This is a genomic window from Paenibacillus sp. TSA_86.1, assembly GCF_052691815.1.
The window spans coordinates 12,513-36,652 of record NZ_JBQZGE010000004.1; the positions used below are offsets into that span (position 1 = coordinate 12,513).

General features: G+C 46.3%; 27 protein-coding genes. 26 read left to right on the top strand and 1 reads right to left on the bottom strand.

What is annotated here, in order from left to right:
* The first annotated feature begins 121 nt into the window (after window positions 1-121).
* From rpsA to ACUTVW_RS11350, 14 genes are all read left to right on the top strand, one after another.
* The gene (rpsA, locus tag ACUTVW_RS11285) at window positions 122-1,336 is read left to right on the top strand and encodes a 30S ribosomal protein S1 (RefSeq protein WP_445645894.1); all 1,215 of its coding nucleotides are present in this window, start codon (window positions 122-124) and stop codon (window positions 1,334-1,336) included.
* Window positions 1,337-1,520: 184 nt separating this feature from the next.
* Window positions 1,521-2,843: a ribosome biogenesis GTPase Der gene (gene der / locus ACUTVW_RS11290; protein ID WP_434750536.1), complete on the top strand. Its 1,323-nt coding sequence runs from the start codon at window positions 1,521-1,523 to the stop codon at window positions 2,841-2,843.
* A gap of 11 nt (window positions 2,844-2,854) precedes the next feature.
* Window positions 2,855-3,478: a glycerol-3-phosphate 1-O-acyltransferase PlsY gene (gene plsY, locus ACUTVW_RS11295; protein ID WP_445645895.1), complete on the top strand. Its 624-nt coding sequence runs from the start codon at window positions 2,855-2,857 to the stop codon at window positions 3,476-3,478.
* On the top strand, window positions 3,471-4,511 hold the full coding sequence (locus ACUTVW_RS11300; RefSeq protein WP_445645896.1) for an NAD(P)H-dependent glycerol-3-phosphate dehydrogenase: 1,041 nt from the start codon (window positions 3,471-3,473) through the stop codon (window positions 4,509-4,511). Before plsY ends, ACUTVW_RS11300 begins: the two co-directional genes overlap by 8 nt.
* Before the next feature lie 114 nt (window positions 4,512-4,625).
* Entirely contained in the window at window positions 4,626-4,901 is a 276-nt protein-coding gene (locus ACUTVW_RS11305) for a stage VI sporulation protein F (protein WP_434750539.1), read from the top strand.
* A 169-nt stretch (window positions 4,902-5,070) separates the two neighbouring features.
* Window positions 5,071-5,250 carry a DUF2768 family protein gene (locus ACUTVW_RS11310; RefSeq protein WP_445645897.1) on the top strand — a complete coding sequence of 60 codons (180 nt, stop codon included), beginning with the start codon at window positions 5,071-5,073 and terminating at the stop codon, window positions 5,248-5,250.
* Window positions 5,251-5,335: 85 nt separating this feature from the next.
* Window positions 5,336-5,971 carry a hypothetical protein gene (locus ACUTVW_RS11315; RefSeq protein WP_445645898.1) on the top strand — a complete coding sequence of 212 codons (636 nt, stop codon included), beginning with the start codon at window positions 5,336-5,338 and terminating at the stop codon, window positions 5,969-5,971.
* Window positions 5,971-6,324 carry a 2Fe-2S iron-sulfur cluster-binding protein gene (locus ACUTVW_RS11320; protein WP_445646142.1) on the top strand — a complete coding sequence of 118 codons (354 nt, stop codon included), beginning with the start codon at window positions 5,971-5,973 and terminating at the stop codon, window positions 6,322-6,324. The genes ACUTVW_RS11315 and ACUTVW_RS11320 overlap by 1 nt, the downstream gene beginning before the upstream one ends.
* Before the next feature lie 80 nt (window positions 6,325-6,404).
* A complete protein-coding gene (locus ACUTVW_RS11325; RefSeq protein ID WP_445645899.1) occupies window positions 6,405-7,202 on the top strand; it encodes a hypothetical protein in 798 nt (265 codons plus the stop codon).
* A 484-nt stretch (window positions 7,203-7,686) separates the two neighbouring features.
* Complete coding sequence (spoIVA, locus tag ACUTVW_RS11330; protein ID WP_110894339.1) at window positions 7,687-9,165, top strand: stage IV sporulation protein A; 1,479 nt, start codon at window positions 7,687-7,689, stop codon at window positions 9,163-9,165.
* Between the two features lie 219 nt (window positions 9,166-9,384).
* A complete protein-coding gene (locus ACUTVW_RS11335; protein ID WP_445645900.1) occupies window positions 9,385-10,482 on the top strand; it encodes a sugar ABC transporter substrate-binding protein in 1,098 nt (365 codons plus the stop codon).
* A 76-nt stretch (window positions 10,483-10,558) separates the two neighbouring features.
* Complete coding sequence (locus ACUTVW_RS11340; protein ID WP_445645901.1) at window positions 10,559-12,076, top strand: sugar ABC transporter ATP-binding protein; 1,518 nt, start codon at window positions 10,559-10,561, stop codon at window positions 12,074-12,076.
* Window positions 12,073-13,059: an ABC transporter permease gene (locus tag ACUTVW_RS11345; protein WP_123066011.1), complete on the top strand. Its 987-nt coding sequence runs from the start codon at window positions 12,073-12,075 to the stop codon at window positions 13,057-13,059. The genes ACUTVW_RS11340 and ACUTVW_RS11345 overlap by 4 nt, the downstream gene beginning before the upstream one ends.
* A 214-nt stretch (window positions 13,060-13,273) precedes the next feature.
* Window positions 13,274-13,546: an HU family DNA-binding protein gene (locus ACUTVW_RS11350; protein ID WP_090917341.1), complete on the top strand. Its 273-nt coding sequence runs from the start codon at window positions 13,274-13,276 to the stop codon at window positions 13,544-13,546.
* Window positions 13,547-13,609: 63 nt separating this feature from the next.
* Here the strand turns inward: ACUTVW_RS11350 and ACUTVW_RS11355 are convergent, their stop codons facing one another.
* Complete coding sequence (locus tag ACUTVW_RS11355) at window positions 13,610-13,789, bottom strand: hypothetical protein (protein WP_445645902.1); 180 nt, start codon at window positions 13,787-13,789, stop codon at window positions 13,610-13,612.
* Window positions 13,790-13,942: 153 nt separating this feature from the next.
* Here ACUTVW_RS11355 and mtrB point away from each other — a divergent pair, with 153 nt between their 5' ends.
* From mtrB to aroH, 12 genes are all read left to right on the top strand, one after another.
* The gene (gene mtrB, locus ACUTVW_RS11360; protein WP_445645903.1) at window positions 13,943-14,164 is read left to right on the top strand and encodes a trp RNA-binding attenuation protein MtrB; all 222 of its coding nucleotides are present in this window, start codon (window positions 13,943-13,945) and stop codon (window positions 14,162-14,164) included.
* A 178-nt stretch (window positions 14,165-14,342) separates the two neighbouring features.
* The gene (locus ACUTVW_RS11365; protein WP_445645904.1) at window positions 14,343-14,894 is read left to right on the top strand and encodes a hypothetical protein; all 552 of its coding nucleotides are present in this window, start codon (window positions 14,343-14,345) and stop codon (window positions 14,892-14,894) included.
* Window positions 14,895-14,995: 101 nt separating this feature from the next.
* Window positions 14,996-15,859, top strand: coding sequence for a heptaprenyl diphosphate synthase component 1 (locus ACUTVW_RS11370; protein ID WP_445645905.1), 864 nt, complete (start codon window positions 14,996-14,998; stop codon window positions 15,857-15,859).
* A gap of 14 nt (window positions 15,860-15,873) precedes the next feature.
* Window positions 15,874-16,602: a demethylmenaquinone methyltransferase gene (locus ACUTVW_RS11375; protein ID WP_434750549.1), complete on the top strand. Its 729-nt coding sequence runs from the start codon at window positions 15,874-15,876 to the stop codon at window positions 16,600-16,602.
* Complete coding sequence (locus ACUTVW_RS11380; RefSeq protein WP_445645906.1) at window positions 16,595-17,461, top strand: UbiA-like polyprenyltransferase; 867 nt, start codon at window positions 16,595-16,597, stop codon at window positions 17,459-17,461. Before ACUTVW_RS11375 ends, ACUTVW_RS11380 begins: the two co-directional genes overlap by 8 nt.
* Entirely contained in the window at window positions 17,461-18,081 is a 621-nt protein-coding gene (locus tag ACUTVW_RS11385) for a UbiX family flavin prenyltransferase (RefSeq protein ID WP_445645907.1), read from the top strand. Before ACUTVW_RS11380 ends, ACUTVW_RS11385 begins: the two co-directional genes overlap by 1 nt.
* Before the next feature lie 349 nt (window positions 18,082-18,430).
* The gene (locus ACUTVW_RS11390; protein WP_445645908.1) at window positions 18,431-19,405 is read left to right on the top strand and encodes a polyprenyl synthetase family protein; all 975 of its coding nucleotides are present in this window, start codon (window positions 18,431-18,433) and stop codon (window positions 19,403-19,405) included.
* A 196-nt stretch (window positions 19,406-19,601) separates the two neighbouring features.
* Entirely contained in the window at window positions 19,602-20,045 is a 444-nt protein-coding gene (gene ndk, locus ACUTVW_RS11395) for a nucleoside-diphosphate kinase (RefSeq protein ID WP_445645909.1), read from the top strand.
* A gap of 24 nt (window positions 20,046-20,069) precedes the next feature.
* Entirely contained in the window at window positions 20,070-20,861 is a 792-nt protein-coding gene (locus tag ACUTVW_RS11400; RefSeq protein ID WP_445645910.1) for a CheR family methyltransferase, read from the top strand.
* A gap of 168 nt (window positions 20,862-21,029) precedes the next feature.
* A complete protein-coding gene (aroC, locus tag ACUTVW_RS11405) occupies window positions 21,030-22,199 on the top strand; it encodes a chorismate synthase (RefSeq protein WP_445645911.1) in 1,170 nt (389 codons plus the stop codon).
* A 1-nt stretch (window position 22,200) separates the two neighbouring features.
* Window positions 22,201-23,295, top strand: a complete 1,095-nt coding sequence (gene aroB / locus ACUTVW_RS11410; RefSeq protein ID WP_445645912.1) for a 3-dehydroquinate synthase — start codon at window positions 22,201-22,203, stop codon at window positions 23,293-23,295.
* A 4-nt stretch (window positions 23,296-23,299) separates the two neighbouring features.
* Entirely contained in the window at window positions 23,300-23,668 is a 369-nt protein-coding gene (gene aroH, locus ACUTVW_RS11415) for a chorismate mutase (protein WP_434750557.1), read from the top strand.
* The last annotated feature ends 472 nt before the right edge of the window (window positions 23,669-24,140 follow it).

A 24,140-nucleotide genomic window follows, 5' to 3' on the forward strand; every position in this document is an offset into this window, starting at 1 on the left:
GAGTGCATGTTTCCATTTTTTTGAGGAAAACTAGTGAAGTGCATTCGCATGAAAGTGTTTTGAACTCTGCTAAGGCAGGTTTGAATATAATGGGGTTTTTGAATTGAGGAGGGTATTTGACATGTCGGAAGAAATGAAAAATCAAGAAGCAACCCAAGATGAGTTGGATCAATTCGTTTCCTTGAAAAAAGGAGATACTGTAAAAGGTACCATCGTCAAATTGGAAGATAACCAAGCTTATGTAAGCATTGGATATAAATATGACGGTGTTATTCCAGTTCGCGAACTGTCTTCGCTCCACGTAGACAGCGCGTCTGATGCAGTAGAAGTTGGACAAGAAGTTGAAGCTAAAGTACTTAGCATCGACGACGAGAAAGAAAAACTCGTTTTGTCCAAACGTGCCATTGACAGTGAGAACGCTTGGGAGCAATTGCAGAAGCATTTTGAAGACCAAGACGTATTCGAAGTTGTTGTAGGCGATGTTGTTAAAGGCGGTCTGGTTGCAGACGTGGGCGTTCGCGGATTTATCCCGGCTTCCATGGTTGAGCGTCATTTCGTCGAAGACTTCAGTGACTACAAAGGACGCACACTACGCGTTAAAGTGAAAGAGATCGATCGTGAGAACAACAAAGTGATCCTTTCCCAAAAAGACGTTCTGGAGCAAGAATTCGAAGCAAACAAAGTCCAAGTTATGGCTGGTTTGCAAGAAGGTCAAGTGATCGAAGGTACAGTTCAACGTTTGACTCAATTCGGTGCTTTCGTTGATGTAGGCGGAGTTGACGGTTTGGTACACGTATCCGAGCTGGCTTGGACTCACGTTGAAAAACCATCCGATGTTCTGTCCGAAGGCGACAAAGTAAATGTTAAAGTGCTGAAAGTTGACCCTGAAAAAGGCAAAATCAGCCTGAGCATGAAAGCTGTTCAACCAGGTCCTTGGGAAACAGCTGGTGACCAATTCAACACGAGTGACATCGTAACAGGTGTTGTAAAACGTCTGGTTGATTTCGGTGCATTTGTTGAAATCGCTCCTGGTGTTGAGGGACTTGTGCACATTTCACAAATCTCCCACAAACACATCGGTACTCCGCATGAAGTACTGAAAGAAGGGCAAGAAGTACAAGTGAAAATCTTGGACATGAACCCTGCTGAGCAACGTGTAAGCTTGAGCATCAAAGAAACCGAAGAAGCTCCTGCTCAACCACAAAAATCAGAGCGTCCAGCAAGAAACAATGCTCCACGTGAAGAAATCAACAATCCAAACGTTTCCATGAACAACCAAGGTATGAGCACTACACTTGGCGAACTGTTTGGTGACAAACTCAGCAAATTCAAATAAGTTAACCATGCATGGTTCTTAGTTAAATACTGCATATTTTGCTGAATAAATAAAGCAAGATCGGCGAGCCCCAGCGGGTTCGCCGATTGTTGTTATTGCGAGAAATTCGTTACGAAACGTTAGCCAAGACATATCTTTTTTGCTATGATGAGTAACGTAAGTATGGACAGGAGGAGTGGAATGTATGGCAAGACCAGTTGTGGCAATTGTCGGCCGACCGAACGTGGGTAAATCCACCATTTTTAATCGGATTATCGGCGACAGACTGGCCATTGTGGAAGACAAGCCGGGCATTACCCGTGACCGGATTTATGGAATCGGTGAATGGAACGGAAAGGCATTCAGTATTATTGATACTGGTGGTATCGAAATTGATGGCGAAGACGTCATAATGAAATCCATCCGCATGCAGGCAGAACTTGCGATTGAAGAAGCGGATGTTATTGTATTTATGTGTGATGCCAAAGCTGGCATTACGCAGGCTGACGAAGAGGTTGCAGAGATGTTATACCGCTCTGGCAAACCTATCGTTGTGGCTGTAAATAAAGTGGATAATATTGGACGTAGTGAGCTCATTTATGAGTTCTACGGCTTCGGTTTTGGCGATCCGATCGGGGTATCTGGTAGTCACGGCACAGGTGTTGGTGATTTGCTTGACGCGATTGTGGAGAAATTACCTGAGCTAGAGGAAGAGACATACGATGAGGATGTAATTCGTGTTGCTCTGATTGGACGACCTAATGTGGGCAAGTCCTCACTGGTGAATGCTATTCTGGGCGAGGAACGTGTTATTGTCAGTGACGTAGCCGGGACAACCCGTGATGCAATCGACACTCCTTTTGAAAAAGACGGGCAACGCTATGTGCTAATTGATACAGCGGGTATGCGGAAGCGCGGTAAAGTATATGAAACGACAGAAAAATACAGCGTGATGCGTGCCATGCGTGCCATTGAACGTGCCGATGTAGTTCTGATTGTCATTAACGGTGAAGAAGGCATCATTGAGCAGGACAAGCATATCGCGGGTTATGCGTATGAAGCGGGTAAAGCCTCTATGTTTGTGGTGAACAAATGGGATGTTGTGGAGAAAACGGATAAAACGATGAAGGAATTTGAGACGAAGATTCGGGATCACTTCCTTTTCATGACGTATGCTCCAATTGTCTTTTTGTCAGCATTGACAAAACAACGCTTACAAAAATTGCTGCCTGTGGTGCAACGAGTAGCAGAACAGCATACTCTGCGTGTTCAGACACATCTGCTTAACGATGTTGTATCAGATGCTGTGGCGATTAATCCACCGCCAACCGACAAAGGGCGGAGAATGAGAATCAACTATGTGACTCAGGTAGCGGTTAAACCGCCGACAATGGTTATCTTTGTGAATGACCCTGAGTTGATGCACTTCTCGTATGAGCGTTATCTGGAGAATAAAATCCGGGCAGCGTTTGATTTCGAAGGTACACCAATTCGCATATTTACTCGGAGGAAGTCCGACGAAGGTTAGGGGAGAAGTTTGTGATTTTATCAATCGCAGCGATCATACTAAGTTATTTGCTTGGTTCGATCAGCTTTAGTGTTCTTCTTGCAAAAGCAATACGGGGGATTGATATCCGTCAACACGGGAGTGGAAATGCCGGGGCAACGAATACACTACGTATTCTGGGTAAAGGGCCGGCTATTGCAGTTCTTTTGCTTGATGTAATCAAAGGTATTGCTGCAGTATGGATTGGCATATGGTTAAGTGGAGGGTCTCCATGGATTGCTGCCTTCAGCGGTATCGCTGCCATAGCAGGTCATAACTGGCCGCTCTATTTCCATTTCCGTGGAGGTAAAGGCATTGCTACCGCGATTGGTGTATTGGCAAGCTTAGCTTTCCTGCCTGCGATTTGTGCCGGAGTCGTTGCCATTCTGTCCATCGTTCTGACACGTTATGTTTCGCTCGGCTCTTTAATTTTTGTAGCATTGACTCCTGTTTTCATCTTGATCCTCCCCGGGTACTCCATGAGTATCTTCTGGGGCAGTCTGATTATTTGTCTGTTTGCATTCTGGAGACATCGTACCAACATTGCGAAGCTCGCCAAAGGACAGGAAAATAAACTGGGATCGAAGAACCCTGGAGGGGGGAAACGCGTTGTCTAAAAAAGTTGCTGTACTGGTTGCAGGCAGCTGGGGAACTGCTTTGGCCAGTGTACTCGCTGAAAATGAACTGGATGTAGTAATGTGGACACGTAGTGAAGAACAGGCCGCTGAAATAAATGTACAACATACCAATGCACGTTATCTTCCTGCTGCAGAGTTGTCTCCTCGCATTCGAGCGACCAGTGATATGGAAGCTGCGGTTGCGGGTGCGACAGCTGTGTTAATTGTTGCGCCTTCGTCTGCGATGCGTGCGGTCACGCATCAATTTAAACCTTTTTATAAACCTGACATGCTGATCATTCATGCAACCAAGGGTTTCGAGACGGAAAGTCTGAAACGGATGTCTAGTGTTATCTCCGAAGAGCTTGAATGTGAAGAAGGGCATATCGTTGTATTGTCAGGCCCAAGTCATGCGGAAGAAGTGGTGAAGCGTTGTCCAACAACCGTTGTTGTGGCTTCACTGGATAAATCATCTGCGGAGGCAGTTCAGGGATTGTTTATGAATGCCTATTTTCGCGTGTACACGAACCGGGATATGCTCGGCGTTGAACTTGCGGGAGCTTTCAAAAATATCATCGCACTTGGGGCAGGCATGTCTGATGGCCTTCAGTTTGGGGATAATGCGAAGGCGGCACTATTAACCCGTGGGCTTGCCGAGATTACACGTATTGGTGTAGAGATGGGAGCGAATCCATTAACGTTTTCTGGACTAGCGGGAATTGGTGATTTGGTTGTAACAGCAACAAGTCAGCACAGCCGGAACTGGAGAGCGGGTTCAATGCTGGGACAGGGACAGAAGCTGGATGATGTGCTTCAGTCAATGGGCATGGTTGTCGAAGGTATTCGAACAACACAGGCTGCCTATTTTATATCACAGAAATATGATGTTCAGATGCCAATTGCGGATCAATTGTATCATGTGTTATTCCAGAATCGGCAGCCGCGTGATGCCGTTGAAGCCTTGATGGGACGTGACCCAAAAACGGAGATGGAAGTCATGAAGCTGGAAACTTGGGAGCAATGGCATTCTTGAGTTGAGCTTTTTAAATATCGTTTCAAGGGCCTAGTTTAATTGCTGCAGCTTAATCACCTTTTGTCTGGCACACTCATATGATACACATGAGTATTGCCGGAGGAGGGGAGACGAATGGGTAACAACATTTCGAAAGAAGCGCTGAAAGCCATCAACAAAAAAACAGGCAAAACGATCACTGAAGGAGCCGTCAAAAAGCTGGCAAGCACGGTGAAACCAACAACGATGCAGAATGAGGCTCAGTTGCGCCAGTTGATCAAACAAGTATCCGCTATGGCGAAAATACCGGTATCTGAGGATACGGTTCAGGATATTGTGAATGCAGTCAAGAAGAGTGGACTGAATCCAAACAATATGGAATCGTTGATGAAGATGATGATGAAAAAATAATAGATCGTACCTGCTCACATAGGGATCGACCATAACGAAAGTGAGCCAGCAGATGCTGGCTTGCTTTTTTGTCTTTTTATTGGAAAAATACGCCCGATTTCATGTTATAATAATTGCAATTGTCACAATTTCGTGATGAATATCGGGTTGAAGGGGAGACTGCTGGATTATGAACGCTATGGACAAGATGTGGCTGTCTTTGGTTGCCATCCTCATTATGGGATTATCTGTATTTTTGATTACATTTGCTCGTGCCAAAACAAAAGGTTTCGTGCGGGGCATTCTTTCGATCATTGCTTTTTTAATTATGCTCATCGGTTTTTTTGGTGGAATCGCTTCTCTGACTTAGATTTCCTTAGGGGAGAGAGAACATCCGCATAAGCGCATCATAAGAACGGACACAATGAAAAGACGGATGGGAGGAGTGTGTACCTATGGAACCGCATGAGACGGAGGGCTGGACTGCGCGTTATCCTGAATTACACAAGGCTTTGCTGGATACGGCGAAAGCCTGGAATAGTCAGCCTCATACTTGGTTATTAGGAGGCAGTTGCGGTCTGCTGCTTCAAGGGGTGGAATTGCAACAAGCACCTAGGGATATTGATGTGTATGCAGATATTGCTGCAGCCAAGAGTCTGCATGTCTGTGCTCCGGGGAGCAGGCTGGATAAGCCTGCAGTAGACAAAACCGGGCCATATGCTTCGCTGCTGAGTCATTATCAAGTGGGAGCGTGTTCACTGGAACTGGTAGGCGGCTTTGAAGTATGGGCACGTGGAAGCTGGTATCGTACCCAGATCGAACATGTACTTGCTCGCTATGCGGCTGAAGCTCAGGTGGATACTTACGCTTTGCGGCTGATGCCGCTTGCGCATGAGTTGTTATTTAATTTGCTCCGTGGACGTGAAGATCGGTATGTGCCAATCTCATTGCGAATTCGTCAAGAGCCGGAAGCTCATCAACCTGCAATGATGGCCTTAAGTCAACATAATATATGGACATCCCGCTTTAGAGCAGAAGTTGAAGAACTGGTTGGGTTTACTTGGTCGGAAGAAGCGGGGGAGGAACAATGATGCAAGAGGTTATTACATTTTTACCGATGAACAAATCGATTAAAGTCCAATCGGGAACAACCATTTTACAAGCTGCACGCAGGGCAGGTGTTCGGATCGCAACAAGGTGCGATGGCAAAGCAGCATGTCTGATGTGTAAAGTGAAGGTGGAGCAGGACGAGCTGCATGCGCTGCTTCCACCTACGGATGCTGAGAAGCGAAAGCTGGGAACGTTGCTTGAGGAAGGAACAAGACTTTCGTGTCAGGCTAAAGTGTGTGGACAACTGTCCGTGCATATTCCGGAAGACCCACTGAAAGCGGCTATACGGAAACAGCTTGAACGGCAGCAGCAAGATGAGGACTGGTTTCTATAACGTCTGAAGATTTTCTATAAACGTCCGGAACATTAAAACAACCTCGATTCTATACTTCGAGTTATTCCAGGAGGGTGCCAATGATTAAAAAGAAGAGAAGACCCAAGAGAGGAAGGAAGTCTCTAAGGTTGCTGCAGCAGATGCAATGTCTTTCTTTGCTTCTGTTGCTCATGCTTACAATGAGTGGATGTTTGTATCCGGCTCAGAGCAATACAGAGCCCAAAACAGCTTATCGCGAAAGTGTGAACCGAATTCAGAGCGCAATTGAAGCGTTCCAAAAGGACGAAGGCATTCTGCCGATTCTGAACGCGGATGCAGATACACCGAAGTATGAGAAATTCAGAGTAGACCTGCCCAAATTAAAGCAGCGCGGTTATCTCGATGAAATACCGGGAACGGCCTTTGAAAGTGGTGGTAGCGCTTACTTTTTAGTACAAAATGAAGAAGTGAAGCCTACGGTGAAAGTGATGGATCTGCAGACGGTACAGAAAGTTAATGACGTGCAACGCATGGTGAATCAGTACAAATCCGTACATAATCAGAAGATACCTGCGGGCGAAGAACTGTATCCGGGATTCCATGTGGTGGACATGAAACTAGCAGCACAGGCAGGTTCGCCTTCGATTACTTTAAAAAGTGTTTATTCGGGTCAGGAGCTGCCTTTTATGATGGATGCACAGGGGACGGTCTATGTGGATTATGCTTTTGATATTATGCAGGCATTGGAAAAAACAGATGGCTCATCTGATGCCGAGGAAGAACAAAATGGTGGGGATTTGCGTGATTATTTGCTTTCACAATCGTTTTTTGTACCTGTTAAATCCGTCCCTTATATGCTGAAGGATAACACGCCCGTTGCACAGGTAGTTCGAAACTAAAACATGTAAGTAAACGAAGGAATGTAAGTACAGAACAAACTTCAATCTAGATCAATCCTTTTTTATTATAGAAGTCCAATGAGAGATGCCGCTGTTCGTGGGTGTCTCTTTTTTTATGCAAGAAGAAGAGGATTCAAGATGAGAAGTGTCATAAACAGTGGATTTTACTCATACAGTAGATTGAAATAAAGACGCGCAGTCCGGGATCGGAGGATGTTCCTAATGTCACCATCATGAGATAAAAAACAAAAAAACACGTCATATTGCCGCATACGGATACATAAGATGATACTAGTCCAATTGCATGTACGAGTTAACGCCGCTCTCGCCGGTTTCATCAGAATGCAACGTTCGGCGGCGGACGACTTCCGGGCACTCACAAAGGCGGCTCTACCGTTGCAGGGATTTCAGTCTTCTGATTGAAAAAACGAAGCGGATGCTCTTTAGCATTTTTCCTTCGGAGTAATTTAAGGAGGGGATTTCATTGGAGAAAGTGGACATTTTTAAGGACATAGCTGAGCGGACCGGAGGGGATATTTATCTCGGGGTTGTCGGCGCAGTCCGGACGGGGAAATCAACATTTATTAAACGATTCATGGAAACGATCGTATTGCCTAACATCGCAAGTGAGGCCGATCGTGCCCGTGCAGTGGATGAACTTCCACAGAGTGCAGCAGGCAAAACAATCATGACAACCGAGCCTAAATTCGTACCGAATAATGCAGTCCAGATCAAAGTGGCTGAAGGACTGGATGTCAATGTTCGGTTGGTGGATTGTGTGGGTTACGCGGTGGAAGGCGCGAAGGGGTACGAGGATGAAAATGGCCCGCGTATGATCTCTACGCCTTGGTTCGAGGAGCCGATTCCTTTCCAGGAAGCAGCCGAGATTGGTACACGAAAAGTAATACAGGAACACTCCACGCTTGGCGTGGTAGTTACAACAGACGGAACGATTGCCGAGATTGCCCGCAGTTCCTATGTAGAATCGGAAGAGCGAGTCATTGCGGAGCTGAAAGAAGTCGGCAAACCGTTTGTGCTGATCATCAACTCCACCCGGCCTCGCAGTGAAGAAGCACTGCAGCTTCGGAGCGAACTCGCAGCCAAGTATGATATCCCGGTGATGACACTCAGTGCCGCTACCATGACAGAGGATGATGTCACAGGTGTACTACGCGAAGTATTGTATGAGTTCCCTGTACATGAAGTGAATGTAAACCTGCCGAGCTGGGTTATGGTGTTGAATGATACACACTGGCTTCGTAGCAACTATGAGAACTCGGTGCGGGATACTGTCAAAGATATTCGCAGGCTGCGTGACGTGGATCGTGTGGTGTCACAGTTCATGGAGTATGAATTTATTGACCGTGCAGGCCTAAGTGGCATGAATATGGGGCAAGGTGTAGCCGAGATTGATCTCTATGCACCGGATGAACTGTATGATCAGATTCTGGTAGAAGTTGTCGGTATCGAAATAAGGGGCAAGGATCATCTGCTACAATTAATGCAGGAATTCTCCCATGCGAAGAGAGAATATGACCGCTTCGCAGAGGCGCTCGAGATGGTCAAAACAACAGGGTATGGCATCGCTGCTCCTTCACTTGCCGAGATGGCACTGGATGAACCCGAACTGATTCGTCAGGGCACGAAATTCGGTGTTCGCCTGAAAGCAACGGCACCGTCGATACACATGATTCGAGTCGATGTGGAGTCGGAGTTTGCACCGATTATCGGTACGGAGAAACAGAGCGAGGAACTGGTGAGATACCTGATGCAGGACTTCGAGAACGATCCGATCAAGGTATGGGATTCAGATATGTTTGGCCGTTCATTACACTCCATTGTGCGTGAAGGCATCCAGGGTAAAATTGCAATGATGCCGGACAATGCGAGATATAAATTGCAAGAAACATTGGGACGAATTATTAACGAAGGATCAGGCGGTTTGATCGCCATCATACTGTAATCTTCCAAAAGACCGTGAGGCATGATCTCATGGTCTTTTTCTTTGAGTTTATTTCTTGAATATGGATGAAATGGATTGTGAACAGGATTATTTTTAAAAAATTCAGTAAGTTTCAGCTTTAAATCACTAAAACATATTTACATACTAGGGATTAGCCGTTATATTAATACTCAACTATTGTGATTGAAGTCACAGCGAGTGATACAGGGGGAGAATGAGATGAAGAAAACAAGTTCAAAATGGGTATGGCTAAGCGTATTACTGGTATTCACACTGGCGCTGTCTGCCTGCGGAATTAAAAAAGAACCAGCATCACCTTCTGCATCAGGTTCAGCAGGTGAGACGCCGAAAACAGAAGCCGTTACAGGGCCTTTAAGCGGTAAACGAGTTGCGCTGATTATGGAATTTAACACAGGGACTTTCTCGCAGCAGTATGTACAAGGTGTAAAAGAGGAGATTGCCAAATTTGGCGGTGAATTGACGACCTTTGTTGCGGATAACGATAAAGCGAAAATGGTATCCTTGCTCGATAGTGCAATTAACCAGAAATTTGATGTTATTCTGACAGACCACGGTGATTCTCTCCTGGAGCCAGGGGTGAAAAAAGCGGTTGAGCAGAACATTCCAGTCGTTGTATTCGATGCAGCGATCAGCGTGCCGGGAGCCACGGTGTTGTCACAAGACGACCAGAAGATGGCCGAACTGACACTGGAACAAATGAAAAAAGATATCAACGGCAAGGGCAATATCGTGAAAGTTTGGGTAGCTGGTTTTGCTCCAATGGAACGTCGTCAAATTGCTTATGGCGCATTCTTAAAAGCTAATCCGGAGATCAAAGAGATTGCAACATTTGGTTCTGCTCAGAATCCGGCGTTGGATACGCAAGCGAAAATGGAAGCGATTCTAAAACAATATCCAAAAGGCGAAATTACAGCTGTTTGGGCAGCATGGGACGAATTTGCGAAAGGTGCAGCGCGTGCTATTCAACAAGCAGGACGTGATGAGATCAAAGTATACGGAATTGACATGAGTGACGAGGATTTACAAATGATTCAGGATCCGAAAAATCCTTGGGTTGCTTCTGCCGCTGTCGATCCAACAGACATTGGACGTGTGCAAGTACGGTATGCTTACCAGAAACTGCATGGAGACCAAACCGAAGATGCGGTTGTCCTTAATCCGGTGTATGTACAACGCGAAGCTTTACCTGACAAACAAATCTCCACGTCAGAGTTGTCTGAGTTTGTAAAAGGCTGGGGAGGTAGTACACAAGGCATTAAGGACTGGATGAGCGAATACGGAATTACTGCGAAGTAAGCAGCGCTAAAAGCGCGCCTGGCGGCGCGCTTTTTTTAGTCAATAACAGGCAATACAGCTGATTGGAGGCAACATCATGAAGGATCCGATATCCCTGGATATGGAGCATATCCATAAGCAGTTTTCTGGCGTACCCGCACTCAAGGACGTTCATTTTTCAGTAAAAGGTGGGGAGATTCATGCCCTTCTGGGAGCTAACGGAGCTGGCAAAAGTACATTGATGAAAATACTGTCGGGTGCATATCAACTGGATCAGGGCACGATTCGTCTGAATGGGTACAAGCTCGACCTCAGTTCTCCAAGAGATGCCAAGGCTAGTGGAATTCACTGTGTATATCAGGAAGTGGATGCCGCACTAGTGCCGCAGCTAACCGCAGCTGAGAACATTATGCTGGATCAGTTAGCTTCATCTACTGGAGGATGGTGGAAAAGTCCAAAAGCACTGCAGCAGCGTGCCAAGGAAGCTCTGAAGCAATTAGGCGCTGACAACATATCGATTCACCGTAAGGTGGCTGAGCTGACGCTGGCAGAGAAACAGATGATTCTTCTTGCGCGAATCCTGATTCAGGATGCCAAAGTCATTATTTTTGACGAACCGACAGCTCCCCTGAGTCAAGAGGAGACCGATGCTTTTTTTCGCATTGTACATCTGCTGAAGGATCGCGGAACGGCCTGTATTTTTATTACTCATCGACTTGCTGAAGTAACGAGCCACTGTGACCGGGTTACAATCCTGAGGGACGGGCGGCATGTGTTTACAGGTGAAACAAGTGGACTAACGATGAATGAACTGGTTACGCAAATGCTGGGCAAACCGTTCGAGGAAGAGTTTCCAAAAACAGAGGCACCCGTGGGTGATTTACTGCTGCAAGCTCGCGGTCTTCGGCGTGGAGTAAAGGTGAGAGGTGTGGATCTTGAGGTACATCGGGGGGAAGTACTGGCTGTGGTGGGACTTGTAGGTGCTGGCAAAACGGAATGCTCTCGTCTGCTGATTGGTGCAGACCCGCTGGAGGCAGGGGAGATTCAGCTTCACGGACGTAATATTCGTCTCTCCCAACCTGCAGACGCTGCGTCTCTAGGCATCGTTTCCGTACCGGAGGAACGGCGTAAACAGGGTATTCTCATTCAGGAAAATGTGGAACGTAATCTGAGTCTTCCTTTGCTTTCCCAACTGAGCACGTTTGGATTTGTTAACCGTAAACGTGAGCGTCAGCATGCAAATTCACTTGTCGAACGGCTGGGCATCAAGACTTCATCCGTGAAACAGGAAGTGAAGTATTTAAGCGGCGGTAATCAGCAAAAGGTAGCGATTGGCAAGTGGCTGCATACCGATGCAGATGTATTTATTTTTGACGAACCAACCAAAGGTGTAGATATTGGGGCGAAAAGTGACATTTTCCGCATCATCAATGAACTGGCGCTGGCCGGAAAGGCGGTCATCTATTTCACCTGTGAACTGGACGAAGGAATGGGGATCGGAGACCGGATTGCGGTCATGTGCGAAGGGGTTATCGCAAAAGAGTTCAAGCGTGGCGAGACGAATCAAGAACAGCTGCTTTACTATGCAAGCGGTGGACGAGAGGTGGAAGCATGAAGGATAAATCACTGGATTTTGCGTTCCGGTACGGAGCAATCATTGTTATCATAGGGGTTATTGCCTTTTTTGGAATCAAATTGCCTTATTTCTTTACGTATAGCAATTTGACGGACATTTTGGGTTCGATATCGATCGTGACGTTCGTGGCGATTGGTGTAACATTATCTCTCATTGTAGATGGTTTTGATCTCTCCGTGGGAGCAACGGTCTCTCTGACAACTGTAGTTACAGCATCGTTGATGATCTGGTATCAACAGCCTCTCGCTGTCGTTATTATTGTACCGCTCGTGATCGGAGCTGTCATTGGTTTGCTGAATGCACTGCTTATCGTTAAATTGCGTATCCCAGATTTGCTGGCAACTCTCGCAACGATGTACATCATCGGGGGGATTCACAAAACGTATGCTCAAGGGTATACCATCTATAACCACATGCAGTTCCCGGATGGAAGCAAAGCTGCCGGAGAGATGGATCCGACGTTTCTGCTAATTGGACAAGGGAAATGGCTGGGCATGCCAATCTCCGTTATTCTATTGCTTATTGCTGTGATCGGTGTTCATATCTTTTTGACCTACACCAAATATGGGCGGCAAATGTATATTACAGGCGGGAATGAAGAAGCGGCTCGGCTCTCAGGAATCAAGGTGAAAAAGGTACGTACGCTTGCTTATGTCGCAGCCGGGATATTTGCAGCTATTGGTGGCATCATCTATGCGTCCAAAGTTGGATCGGGACAAATTGATGCCGGATCTCCCTTGTTAATGGAATCCGTGGCGGCTGTATTTGTTGGTTTCTCCGTCTTTGGCGCGGGTAAACCAAACGTCATCGGTACCTTCATCGGTTCGGTTCTGATCGGTGTATTGGTTAATGGTTTGACGATGATGAACGTTCAGTATTTTACACATGATATTGTCAAAGGCGGGGTACTTGTGCTCGCTTTGGCAGTCACATTTTATGTGTTAAACCGCAGCCGCACTTGAAATTGTGTGCTGTCTGTATTAGTATAAAATTTGTTCGGCGTCAGAAACACCCGTGTTTTCTGGCGACAATTGCCGGAAATGACTGTGAGCCGCAGACGGAATACATATTCATTGCTCAAAATGCTCAACGTTTTTTGCGGATGAACGTATATTTCCTTATAAAACGGAAACACAGTATAACATTCAGGACATTGATTCAGGAGGTGAAAAACAAATGAACAAATCAGACTTGATTACACACGTATCCGAGGCTACTGAATTGTCCAAAAAGGATGTAACGAAAGCGGTTGATGCCGTATTCGAAGCAATCTCTGAGGCTCTTCAAAACGGAGATAAAGTACAATTGGTTGGTTTTGGGAACTTCGAAGTTCGCGAGCGCTCTGCACGTAAAGGACGCAACCCGCAAACAGGTGAAGAAATCGAAATTCCTGCGAGCAAAATTCCTGCGTTCAAACCAGGTAAAGCGCTCAAAGACGGAATTAAATAAGATTTCTACATATTCCATATGTCAACAAAAAGACCGTGACTTGTTCACGGCCTTTTCTTTTGCCTATAAACGGGGGATTCTCTCGTTCTGCTGCTCTGTATCCCTACTTTCTTCCGAAAGTTCCGGATGCTCGCTGTAAGCGATTAAAATTAGTTCTTTGCCGGTAACGGCAGACAGCTGATGCTCGATCTCCTGTAACCGATGGACATGCTCTTCCGCGAGTACAGCTGGGGTGTATTTCATAAAAACTCTCCTTTCTTAGCTGTTCCGTTACTGTCATAGTATGGCCCGGGAGATACGTTTTCTTGCGGTACATTCCCTCCGAGACACTGGTTGACAAATGGAACAATCTTGATCATCATTAACGCTATGAAATTAGAAAAGGGGACGTGCGCGATGGATCAATCTACGGGCAATGACTATATCGTAATTAAAGCTGAAGAAAACGGTGTTCAGGTGATTGGTTTGACCCGCGGACAGGACACACGTTTTCATCATACGGAGAAGCTGGACAAAGGCGAAGTGATGATTGCCCAGTTTACTACACATACTTCAGCCATTAAAATTCGGGGAAAAGCTACGTTGATTACGAAGCATGGAGAGATCGAATCGGATTAACCCATAGGATAAACGAAGTATTGAATTAGGTTGAAGTTGAAAGAGTTTGACTAGGTATAGTGAAAGCATGGATGGATCAGATAAAATAGCAGGCATAGCCTGCTTTTTTTGATTGTACAATGAGGTATGAGCCTTTACCGGACAGACTACACTAACAGGTAGAGGCAGGGAGGCGCATATGAAACCGGGAATGATTGTGACGGCATCCATGCTGTCAACGATTGCGGCAGTCGTCTTGCTGGTGGTTTTTCAGAGCTTGCACACACGTACATGGGGCGGAGATCGAGCGGAGCCTGTAACGGCTTCACATCAAGCAGTCCAGTTGACGAATGATAATCTGGTTGACGTGTTAAGTTCTCTTCATATGTCGACTCCAATCGCTAGAGTGGAATGGAAGCAGTCCATTTTGACACTTGACCTCAAAGTAAAGGGAAAGGACATCATCTATACTGAAATATATGAAAATATGGCAGCTGTTGCTGATCTCAGTTTTCGCAGTGTAGACAATATCGAGCAGGTACTGCTTCGAGTCATGGCTGAGGATGAATGGATGCATAAGCGTCACTTGCTTCTTGCTGCGGACATTCGGCGTGGGGAATGGCCGATGTATGCTATTGATATGCTTCGCACCTGGAAAAGCACCACTTTCTCAAACGAGTTGAAGGACTGGTTTCATCTGATGCAGACGGAACTTTGGAAGAAGCAGTTCGAAATGACAAGTCAGGGGTAATCAAATAGCAGGATTCAGTGCGTGTCCGATAAACATATGCTATAATATATAAGATTGTAGTGCAGAAATGGTTTGACAAAGCAAAGCCTCGGAGGATGAGAATGAATTCATATCGCGTACCCCAACTAGCAAAGAAATATACGGATTACGACATGATTCGACAACATACGGAAATCCCGTCATTTCCGGATAGCCGGGCGCGTCTGTTACAGGTATTTGTGGGCCGTACAGACGAGAAGGGGCATCAGGAATTGTTTGCTCTGGCGACCTCGCTCGTTCAGTTGGCGATGGATACTCATGATCGAATCGATACGATATCCGGCGATCGGGGAGAACAGGAGATGCGTTCACGTCAGTTAAATGTTCTCGCTGGAGATTATCTGAGTAGTCGTTTCTATCAGTTGCTTGCTCACGCAGGCGAAATTGAGATGATCGGCAAGCTCAGTGGTGCTGTTTCCGAAGTGAACGCACGCAAGATGACGCTGTATGAACGGATGAAAAAGCTCCTCGTTTCTGCTGATGAATATTTGCGTGAAACGGTACAGCTGAGAATGCAGCTGTTTCTTTCATTTACACACATGATGCGTGATGAGGATAAGTCGTTATGGCACAGCTTGTTGCTGGAATTCAGCACTTGTGAAACGATTGCACACGAGATGAATCGAATGCGTGATGAGCAGCAGATGCTTCATAGCTATGCGTTCTGGCATATGTATGAGAACGGTAATGACGAGGAACGTAGTCATTTACGCCAAATGCAGATTGACCCGCGTACATGGAGTGCTTTGGTGCTGAAATACAGCGTAAGCGAAGTGCTTCTGGACAAGCTTCGCGAGAGCACACACCGCATTCAGCTTTTGTTGCAAGATGAAGCAGAGCTTCAAGGTCTGCAGGAGATTGATGCTATTCTTGGGCCTTACCTGTCCTATGTGCAGCCTTCACATGCGGCAGTTAGGGAAGATTGAGGGGAGACAGACGAATGGGTAGCGGAGAGACCAAACCGAAAGAAGAATTTGTCCATTCGGTTTTTCAGAGTATAGCCGGCAAGTATGACGTCATGAATGATATTCTGAGTTTCCGCAGGCATAAGGCTTGGCGCAAATTCACGATGAAGAAAATGAATATGTCCAAAGGCGATACTGGACTTGATCTGTGCTGCGGCACATGTGACTGGACACTCGCTATGGCAGAGGCAAGTGAAACGGGGCACATGCACGGGCTGGATTTCAGCAGCAATATGCTGGAAGTAGGCCAGACCAAAATAGATGCTGTGAACCTTTCGAAGCAGATTACGCTTGTTCAGGGAAATGCAATGTCATTGCCTTTTGAAGACAATACATTTGACTATGTGACGATTGGTTTCGGGCTACGTAATGTGCCGGATCTCAGACAAGTTCTATCTGAAATGAAACGTGTTGTGAAACCTGGCGGTATGGTGGTTTGTCTGGAATTGTCCAAACCGACATGGCAACCGTTTAAAGGGATTTATTATTTTTATTTTGAACATATGCTGCCTAATATGGCTAAATTGTTTGCCAAACGTTATGAGCAGTATAAATGGCTGCCGGACTCTCTGGCGCTTTTCCCGGGAAGAAAGGAACTGGCGGACATTTTTGTTGAAACTGGATTGCAGCAGGTGCAGGCCTATCCTCTGACCGGAGGCATTGCGGCACTGCATATTGGAACCAAGGAGAATCAGAATGTTTAGGAAAATTCGCATTTTTTTAGAAATGATCAAGATTGAACATACGCTTTTTGCTTTACCGTTTGCTTTTATGGGCGCCATTTTGGGATCTATGGTTGTTAACAACACCTTCCCAAGCTGGATGCAGATTATGTGGGTGTTACTTGCCATGGTTGGTGCGCGCAGTGCCGCATTTGGGCTGAACCGGATCATTGACCAGGCGATTGACGCTAAAAATCCGCGTACGGCGATGAGAGCTATTCCAGCAGGTTTGCTGAAGAATGGCGAGGTTATCATTTTCATCATCGTATCGTTTATCTTATTATTCTGGGCCTCATCCAATCTTAATGTATTATCGATGCAGCTGTTACCGATTGCGGTCTTCATGCTGGTGCTTTATTCATATACCAAACGCTTCACCTGGTTGTGTCACGTCGTACTTGGTATGACGATTGGTCTTGCTCCTCTCGGAGGATGGGTGGCGGTAACGGGCACTATGGATTGGACAGCGATTGTCCTGTACGTTACGATTGTATTCTGGACTGCAGGTTTTGATATTATCTATGCATGCCAGGACCTGGAGTTTGATCAGGGAGAAGGACTTCATTCGATTCCGTCCCGGTTCGGACTTTTTAAATCATTGCAAATTGCAAAATTCTTTCATGTCCTCACGGCGATTGGTTTTCTTGCGTTATTGTTAATGACTGATCTGAGCTGGTGGTATGGTGCAGGGATGCTGATTACGTATGGCATTCTGCTCTACGAGCACTATATTGTATCGCCTAATGATATGAGTCGTGTACAGACGGCATTTTTCACTATGAATAGTGTGCTGAGTCTGGTTGTATTTACGTTTACATTCATTGACCTGGCGGTGAAGTAATGATGCATCAACCGGAGAATAAACGACTTGTTGTCGGAATTACCGGAGCGAGTGGCAGCATATATGGCATCCGATTGATTGAAACGCTGCTGGATTTGGAGTATACGGTTCATTTGGTTATCTCAAATGCCGGCTGGCGTGTATTGAAAGAAGAAATGGATTGGGATGTGACAAACCGGGAGAACTTGCTTCAAGAAAAGTTCGGTCCTCGCGGTGGTTCTTTAATCTATCATCCCGTAAGTGATATAGGTGCCTCGATCGCAAGTGGATCTTATTTGGCTGAAGGCATGATTATCATGCCTTGCTCCATGGGCACTCTCTCATCCATTGCAAGCGGCTCTTCAGCTAATCTGATGTCTCGTGCAGCGGATGTGATGATGAAAGAGGGCAGGACGTTAATTCTAGTGCCACGTGAGACACCTCTTCATGCAATTCATCTGGAAAACATGTTGAAGCTTTCACGTCTTGGTGTGCGAATGATCCCGGCGATGCCGGCTTTTTATTACAAACCTCAAAGTATGGAAGACTTGATTCTGTTTTTGGTGGGTAAAGTGCTGGATAGCTTGCGTATCCCGCATCAACTGTTTACAAGATGGGGAGAACCGGATGAACGGGGATAATGTAGCCTAATAGCGCTTTTCTGGATAACAGATCAGAAATATGCGACTTTCTGGACATGATCCCCTGACTCCCGGGGTGTCGGTGAGTGCTGATGGCAAGGTAAATGTGCCCACAGTCTTGACCCATGCTCCGGCAACTTCTGTGCTTTTGATTCAGAATTAGTCGCAGCGTTTAATCCCGAATGTCGGCGTTGGCATTCGAAGGTGAACTTCATGGTGTGCGCTGTAGAAGAACACGAGCAGGAGCGGCAAGCCTAAGGCGAACGTTTTTGCCTGCAGGCTCGGGCTTGCTGGAGGGGAAGGTAAGCATGGATTTTTGGACTGACAATACGCTGATACGGGTGAACGAATGAAACTACTGGACATTTTCGGATTGTTAAAAAAAGACATGGATCACGTTGAAAAAGAATTGTATCGCAGTGTTCAAGGCGAACAAAAACTGCTGAGTGAAACTTCTCTTCACCTTCTCAAAGCAGGTGGGAAACGACTGCGGCCAGTTTTTGTACTCTTAGGCGGCAAGTATGGTACATATGATATTGAGCGTTTGAAGCTCGTAGCCGTTCCGCTGGAACTTATTCATTCTGCATCCCTCGTTCATGATGATGTCATTGATAATGCGGAGACTCGTCGGGGCAAACCTACCGTGAAGTCAAAATGGGACAATCGCATTGCGATGTACACAGGAGACTATATTTATGGCAAGGCATTGGAGATGACGGCTGGACTATCCGATCCGGCTATTCACCGTATCCTTGCCAAAGCTATGGTACAGATGTCGATCGGTGAGATGGAACAGATTCGGGACTTTTTTAATACAGGACAGAGTGTGCGTAACTATCTGCTGCGCATTCGTCGCAAAACCGCGCTCCTGATTGCAGTGAGCTGCCAACTCGGAGCACTCGCTACTCGTGCACCTGAGCACATTTCATCCTTGCTGTATACCTATGGATATAATGTGGGTATGGCTTTTCAGATTCAGGATGATGTTTTGGATCTGGTAGGCACGGAGAAGCAACTTGGTAAGCCCCCAGGGAGTGATATGAAACAAGGCAACATTACGCTTCCTGTACTGTATGCGCTTAGAGAAGAACATCTGCGAGAGCCGTTGCTTAAGGAGATTTCGCGTGTTCATCATGAAGAAGGACGTGCCAGTGCATCGGATGCGATTGGAATGATTCGCCAAAGTCAAGGAATTGCTAAAGCGGAAGCCCTTGCTGACCGATATATGAAGAAAGCGCTCGATGCTCTCGATCAGCTGCCCAACATCAAGACCACTAAAAATCTGCGAGACATTGCTCATTTTGTAGTCAAACGTACACATTAATCTTGTGTGATTTGACGCTTAGAACTCCGACGGCTGGAAACAGTTGCTTTCAGGCCCGGCTCACAACACTTCCCTAACCTGTGAAATACGAATGTGAAATTCCTCATTGGGAGGATTTGGACTTGTATGTTACAATCAAAGGGATTGCGTTTACATAGTGATTAACTTTGAACCGTGAGTGAGGAGTGAACTGGCAATGGATCGTACATTTTTGATGGTGAAACCGGATGGTGTGCAGCGTGGTTTGATCGGCCGTATTATCAGTCGTCTGGAAGACAAAGGATTTAAACTGGTGGCAGGGAAATTGGTTCAGATGTCAGAAGAACAGGCTAAGCGCCATTATGCCGAACACGAAGGCAAGCCGTTCTTTGATGATCTGGTTCGTTTTATCACATCTGGGCCGGTGTTTGCGATGGTGTGGGAAGGCGACGATATTGTGACGCTTGCACGTACTGTCATTGGCAAAACGAATGTGAAGGAAGCGGCTCCAGGCACAATCCGTGGAGACTTCGCTAGCCATACACCGCATAATCTCATTCACGGGGCTGATTCACCGGAAAGTGCAACTCGTGAAGCCGCCAATTTCTTTAGTCCCGACGAGCTGGTAAGTTATGAGAAGAGCATCGCAGCCTGGTTGTAATTATTAGCCAAAGGGTGATATACGATGCTGGAGCAAGAACAACTAGACCCGGATTATGCCGGATTCATTCGTAAAATTAAAGAGAGCACAGGCATTGATCTTGCTCAATACAAGGAAGGCCAGATGAAAAGAAGGCTGACCACATTGCGTAACAAAAACGGGTTTAATACATTTTCTATCTTTTTCGATGCGATGCAGAAGGACAAGACGTTATTTTACGAGTTTCTTGATCGCATGACTATTAACGTGTCGGAATTTTGGCGCAACCCGAATCGCTGGGAAGTGTTACGTGATGAGATTCTGCCAGAGCTCGTGGGTTCCAAACGCAAGGTCAAGGTATGGAGTGCTGCTTGTTCAACGGGTGAGGAGCCATACACCCTTGCAATGATTTTGGATACAATGGGCATTTTGAAAGAAAGTTCCATTACGGCAAGTGACCTTGATGAAGGGGCGCTGGCCAAGGCTAAGGAAGGCCGGTATATGGAACGATCCCTGAAGGATGTACCTCCGGAGACGGCGAGTCGATACTTTAAGCAAGATGGCCTGATGTATCGTATTGATGAAAAATTAAAAAGTTCGATCAACTTCAAAAAGCAAAACTTGCTGGTTGACCGTTTTGATGATGGATATGATCTGATCGTTTGCCGGAATGTCATGATTTATTTTACAGAGGAAGCGAAAAACCTCTTGTATCACAAATTCGCAGCAAGTCTGCGTCCAGGCGGGATGTTGTTCGTAGGCAGTACCGAACAGATTTTCTCTCCGGGACAATACGGGCTGGAGACGGCAGAGACGTTTTTCTATCGGAAAAAATAAATCAGCATAAAGATCAACCGCCTGAGGTGCATGAAGATGTGCTCAGGCGGTTGTTTGCATAAGAAAGAGCTGCTTTCTTGTCAAAGCTGGTCAGCTATACTATAATAAGCAAAGAAATTATGGGATTTTAGCAATGTGAAGTTTAACAGTTTAAAGGGGGAACGTATTATGAGTTTACGTTATTTAACCGCAGGGGAAACGCACGGACCCCAATTGACCGCAATCATTGAAGGACTGCCAAGTAATTTGAATATTGATTTTGAAGAATTAAACTTCCAACTTCATCGTCGCCAGAAAGGTTATGGCCGTGGACGTCGGATGCAGATTGAGAAAGACCAAGCTAATTTTGTTGGCGGAATTCGTCATGGATATACGACTGGTGCTCCTGTAGCGCTGGTTGTTCAAAATAATGACTGGAAGCATTGGCAGAATATCATGAACATTGAGCCGGTCGAAGGCAGCGATGAAGAGAAACGTCGTGTACACCGTCCACGTCCTGGACATGCCGATCTGAACGGCGGTTTGAAGTATAATCTCAAAGACTTGCGTAACGTCCTGGAACGCTCCAGCGCGCGTGAGACAACCGTACGTGTGGCATGCGGTGCAATTGCACGTCAGTTCTTGGCTGAGTTCGGCATTAAAGTGGCCGGACGTGTTATCCGCATCGGCGAGATTGAAGCACCATACCAGGAGCTTCCGATTGATGAACTGATCGCGGTGACTGAGGCTTCGTCTGTTCGTGTGACAGATGCCGAGACAGAGAAAAAGATGGAAGCGTACATCGATCAGATCAAGCAGGAAGGTGATTCGATCGGTGGAGTTGTGGAATGTATCGTAGAAGGTGTTCCGATTGGCCTGGGAAGTCACGTACAGTATGATCGCAAGCTGGATGCTCGTATCGCTCAAGGGGTCATGTCCATCAATGCGTTCAAAGGTGTGGAGATTGGCATCGGATTCGAGGCTGGTACAATTCGCGGATCACAGGTGCATGATGAGATTCTGCATACGGAAGATCGTGGTTACCACCGTGCAACGAACCGTCTGGGCGGATTTGAAGGCGGTATGACAAACGGTATGCCGGTTGTTGTACGCGGTGTGATGAAACCTATCCCGACATTGTACAAGCCGTTGCAAAGCGTGGATATTGATACAAAAGAAGCTTTTACAGCCCAGGTTGAACGTTCTGATGCTTGTGCGGTTCCGGCAGCCAGCGTCGTTATGGAACATGTCGTTGCATGGGAAATTGCCAAGGCATTCCTGGAGAAATTCGGCGGGGATTCCATGGAGGAGATTCGGGCGAACGTTGCCAGCTATCAGGCACAATTGGAGAGTTACTAATATGCGTCAGTTGACAGTGCAACTTGGGGAACGCTCATATCCCATATTGATTGGCAGCGGTCTGCTGGCTCAAGCTCCGCAATATTTTGAAGAATATGGTCTGACGAAAAAAAGTCCTCTTCTAATCATTACTGATGATCATGTGGCACCGAAATACTTGCCAGAATTGGAGCAGACACTGCGTACGGCGGGATATTCCGTCGTATCAGCAGTGGTGCCCTCCGGAGAGACTTCCAAATCACTTGCCATATATCAGGATATGATGACCGTAGCGATTGAAGGCAAGCTTGATCGTAGTTCGGCAATCCTTGCTCTTGGTGGAGGGGTTGTCGGTGATCTGGCTGGTTTTGTCGCAGCTACATATATGCGAGGTATCAAGTTTGTTCAGATCCCAACGACGATTCTTGCTCATGACAGTAGCGTTGGCGGTAAAGTGGCGGTCAATCATCCTCTTGCGAAAAATATGATTGGTGCTTTCCATCAGCCGGAGCTTGTACTGTATGATGTCGACACACTTCAATCTTTGCCGCCAAGAGATGTATCGGCAGGTTTATCCGAGATGCTGAAGCATGGACTCATTCGTGACGAAGCATTTGCTCATTGGTGTGAAGAACACGCGGAGGCATTGCTTGCACTTGACCCCGATACACTCGGATACGGTCTGGAACGCGGGTGCAGCATCAAAGCAGAGATCGTCTCCAATGATGAACGTGAGAATGGGGAACGTGCACTCCTTAACCTGGGTCATACGATTGGACATGCGATTGAAGCGATTGCTGGTTACGGCGAGTTTCTGCATGGAGAAGCGATTTCGATCGGCATGGCGGGTTCGGCACTACTTGGTGAGAAGCTTGGAGCGCCAGCGGGATTGTATGAAGATACCGTTCGTATGTTGCGTTCTCTTCGTCTTCCAGTAACGTTGCCGGAACATCTCGCCACTGATGCTTTGATGGAAGCGATGATGCATGACAAGAAATTCCGTGAAGGCCATATGGTCTTTATTGTTCCTGATCGGATAGGAGCTGCCAGAATCGTGAAGGATGTGCCAGTTACAGTTGTTCGTGAAGTTATCGAGCTGCTTAGGAAAGGAGAATAACAGCATGATTACACGGGGAATCCGCGGGGCGACTACGGTCACGCAGAATAATGAAGATGAGATTTTGAAAGAAACGGCAGTGCTGCTTCAAGAAATTGTTGATCGAAACAAGATTGTACCTGAGGACATTTGTAGCGTATGGATTACGATGACCGGGGATCTGGATGCAGCTTTTCCAGCAAAAGTGATCCGCCAGTTGGATGGGTGGGAGCTTGTACCTTTGATGTGTGCACTGGAGGTACCCGTAAAAGGGGCTTTGGCGAAGTGCATTCGTTTCATGGTGCATGTGAACACGACCAAAGCTCAAAATGAAATCCATCACGTATACCTCAATGGTGCACAGGCATTGCGTCCCGATCTGGCAGGACGTTAAATTTTTTTGAATTCTAATGGTTGTCAAACCGATGAATATCATGTATAGTGGAAAAAAGTTGAGTAGAGTTTAGATTGAGCTGAGAGCAGCTGAGTTGAGCCCAGTATATAGCAGAGTCCAGTGATTGGTAGCCGATGCATCTGAAGTCGGTCAACGCATTCACGGTATGTCTTGCTAAGGTGAAGTACAGGAAGAGAGAGTAGACGTGTCAGAGGACATGGTTTATTCGCATATAACTACAGGAACATTTCACATCAGATATTCTTGGGAGTTCACTACATGTTCTCAAGGGATGAAGACAGTATGAATGAGATGTTGTTATATGTATATTCTCTCTAATAAGTTGAAACCATGGTATAACATGGATCAATTGCCTATCATTCATCCTGCGCAGATGTATAGGGACTTGTTATTTATGAAGCAGCATGCCTGAATACAGCTTATAACCAAACCTCTACCTGATGGTAGAGGT

Bases quoted from the DNA above. Each gene is read 5' to 3' on its own strand.
- ACUTVW_RS11325 (WP_445645899.1), top strand. From the start codon at position 6,405: ATGATTAAAAAGAAGAGAAGACCCAAGAGAGGAAGGAAGTCTCTAAGG.
- ACUTVW_RS11390 (WP_445645908.1), top strand. From the start codon at position 18,431: ATGAAACTACTGGACATTTTCGGATTGTTAAAAAAAGACATGGATCAC.
- ACUTVW_RS11305 (WP_434750539.1), top strand. From the start codon at position 4,626: ATGGGTAACAACATTTCGAAAGAAGCGCTGAAAGCCATCAACAAAAAA.
- der (WP_434750536.1), top strand. From the start codon at position 1,521: ATGGCAAGACCAGTTGTGGCAATTGTCGGCCGACCGAACGTGGGTAAA.
- ACUTVW_RS11340 (WP_445645901.1), top strand. From the start codon at position 10,559: ATGAAGGATCCGATATCCCTGGATATGGAGCATATCCATAAGCAGTTT.
- ACUTVW_RS11310 (WP_445645897.1), top strand. From the start codon at position 5,071: ATGAACGCTATGGACAAGATGTGGCTGTCTTTGGTTGCCATCCTCATT.
- ACUTVW_RS11370 (WP_445645905.1), top strand. From the start codon at position 14,996: ATGAATTCATATCGCGTACCCCAACTAGCAAAGAAATATACGGATTAC.
- ACUTVW_RS11400 (WP_445645910.1), top strand. From the start codon at position 20,070: ATGCTGGAGCAAGAACAACTAGACCCGGATTATGCCGGATTCATTCGT.
- aroB (WP_445645912.1), top strand. From the start codon at position 22,201: ATGCGTCAGTTGACAGTGCAACTTGGGGAACGCTCATATCCCATATTG.
- mtrB (WP_445645903.1), top strand. From the start codon at position 13,943: ATGGATCAATCTACGGGCAATGACTATATCGTAATTAAAGCTGAAGAA.
- aroC (WP_445645911.1), top strand. From the start codon at position 21,030: ATGAGTTTACGTTATTTAACCGCAGGGGAAACGCACGGACCCCAATTG.
- ACUTVW_RS11375 (WP_434750549.1), top strand. From the start codon at position 15,874: ATGGGTAGCGGAGAGACCAAACCGAAAGAAGAATTTGTCCATTCGGTT.
- ACUTVW_RS11335 (WP_445645900.1), top strand. From the start codon at position 9,385: ATGAAGAAAACAAGTTCAAAATGGGTATGGCTAAGCGTATTACTGGTA.
- ACUTVW_RS11355 (WP_445645902.1), bottom strand. From the start codon at position 13,789: ATGAAATACACCCCAGCTGTACTCGCGGAAGAGCATGTCCATCGGTTA.
- ACUTVW_RS11350 (WP_090917341.1), top strand. From the start codon at position 13,274: ATGAACAAATCAGACTTGATTACACACGTATCCGAGGCTACTGAATTG.
- ACUTVW_RS11365 (WP_445645904.1), top strand. From the start codon at position 14,343: ATGAAACCGGGAATGATTGTGACGGCATCCATGCTGTCAACGATTGCG.
- rpsA (WP_445645894.1), top strand. From the start codon at position 122: ATGTCGGAAGAAATGAAAAATCAAGAAGCAACCCAAGATGAGTTGGAT.
- ACUTVW_RS11345 (WP_123066011.1), top strand. From the start codon at position 12,073: ATGAAGGATAAATCACTGGATTTTGCGTTCCGGTACGGAGCAATCATT.
- ACUTVW_RS11380 (WP_445645906.1), top strand. From the start codon at position 16,595: ATGTTTAGGAAAATTCGCATTTTTTTAGAAATGATCAAGATTGAACAT.
- ACUTVW_RS11315 (WP_445645898.1), top strand. From the start codon at position 5,336: ATGGAACCGCATGAGACGGAGGGCTGGACTGCGCGTTATCCTGAATTA.
- aroH (WP_434750557.1), top strand. From the start codon at position 23,300: ATGATTACACGGGGAATCCGCGGGGCGACTACGGTCACGCAGAATAAT.
- ACUTVW_RS11385 (WP_445645907.1), top strand. From the start codon at position 17,461: ATGATGCATCAACCGGAGAATAAACGACTTGTTGTCGGAATTACCGGA.
- ACUTVW_RS11320 (WP_445646142.1), top strand. From the start codon at position 5,971: ATGCAAGAGGTTATTACATTTTTACCGATGAACAAATCGATTAAAGTC.
- ndk (WP_445645909.1), top strand. From the start codon at position 19,602: ATGGATCGTACATTTTTGATGGTGAAACCGGATGGTGTGCAGCGTGGT.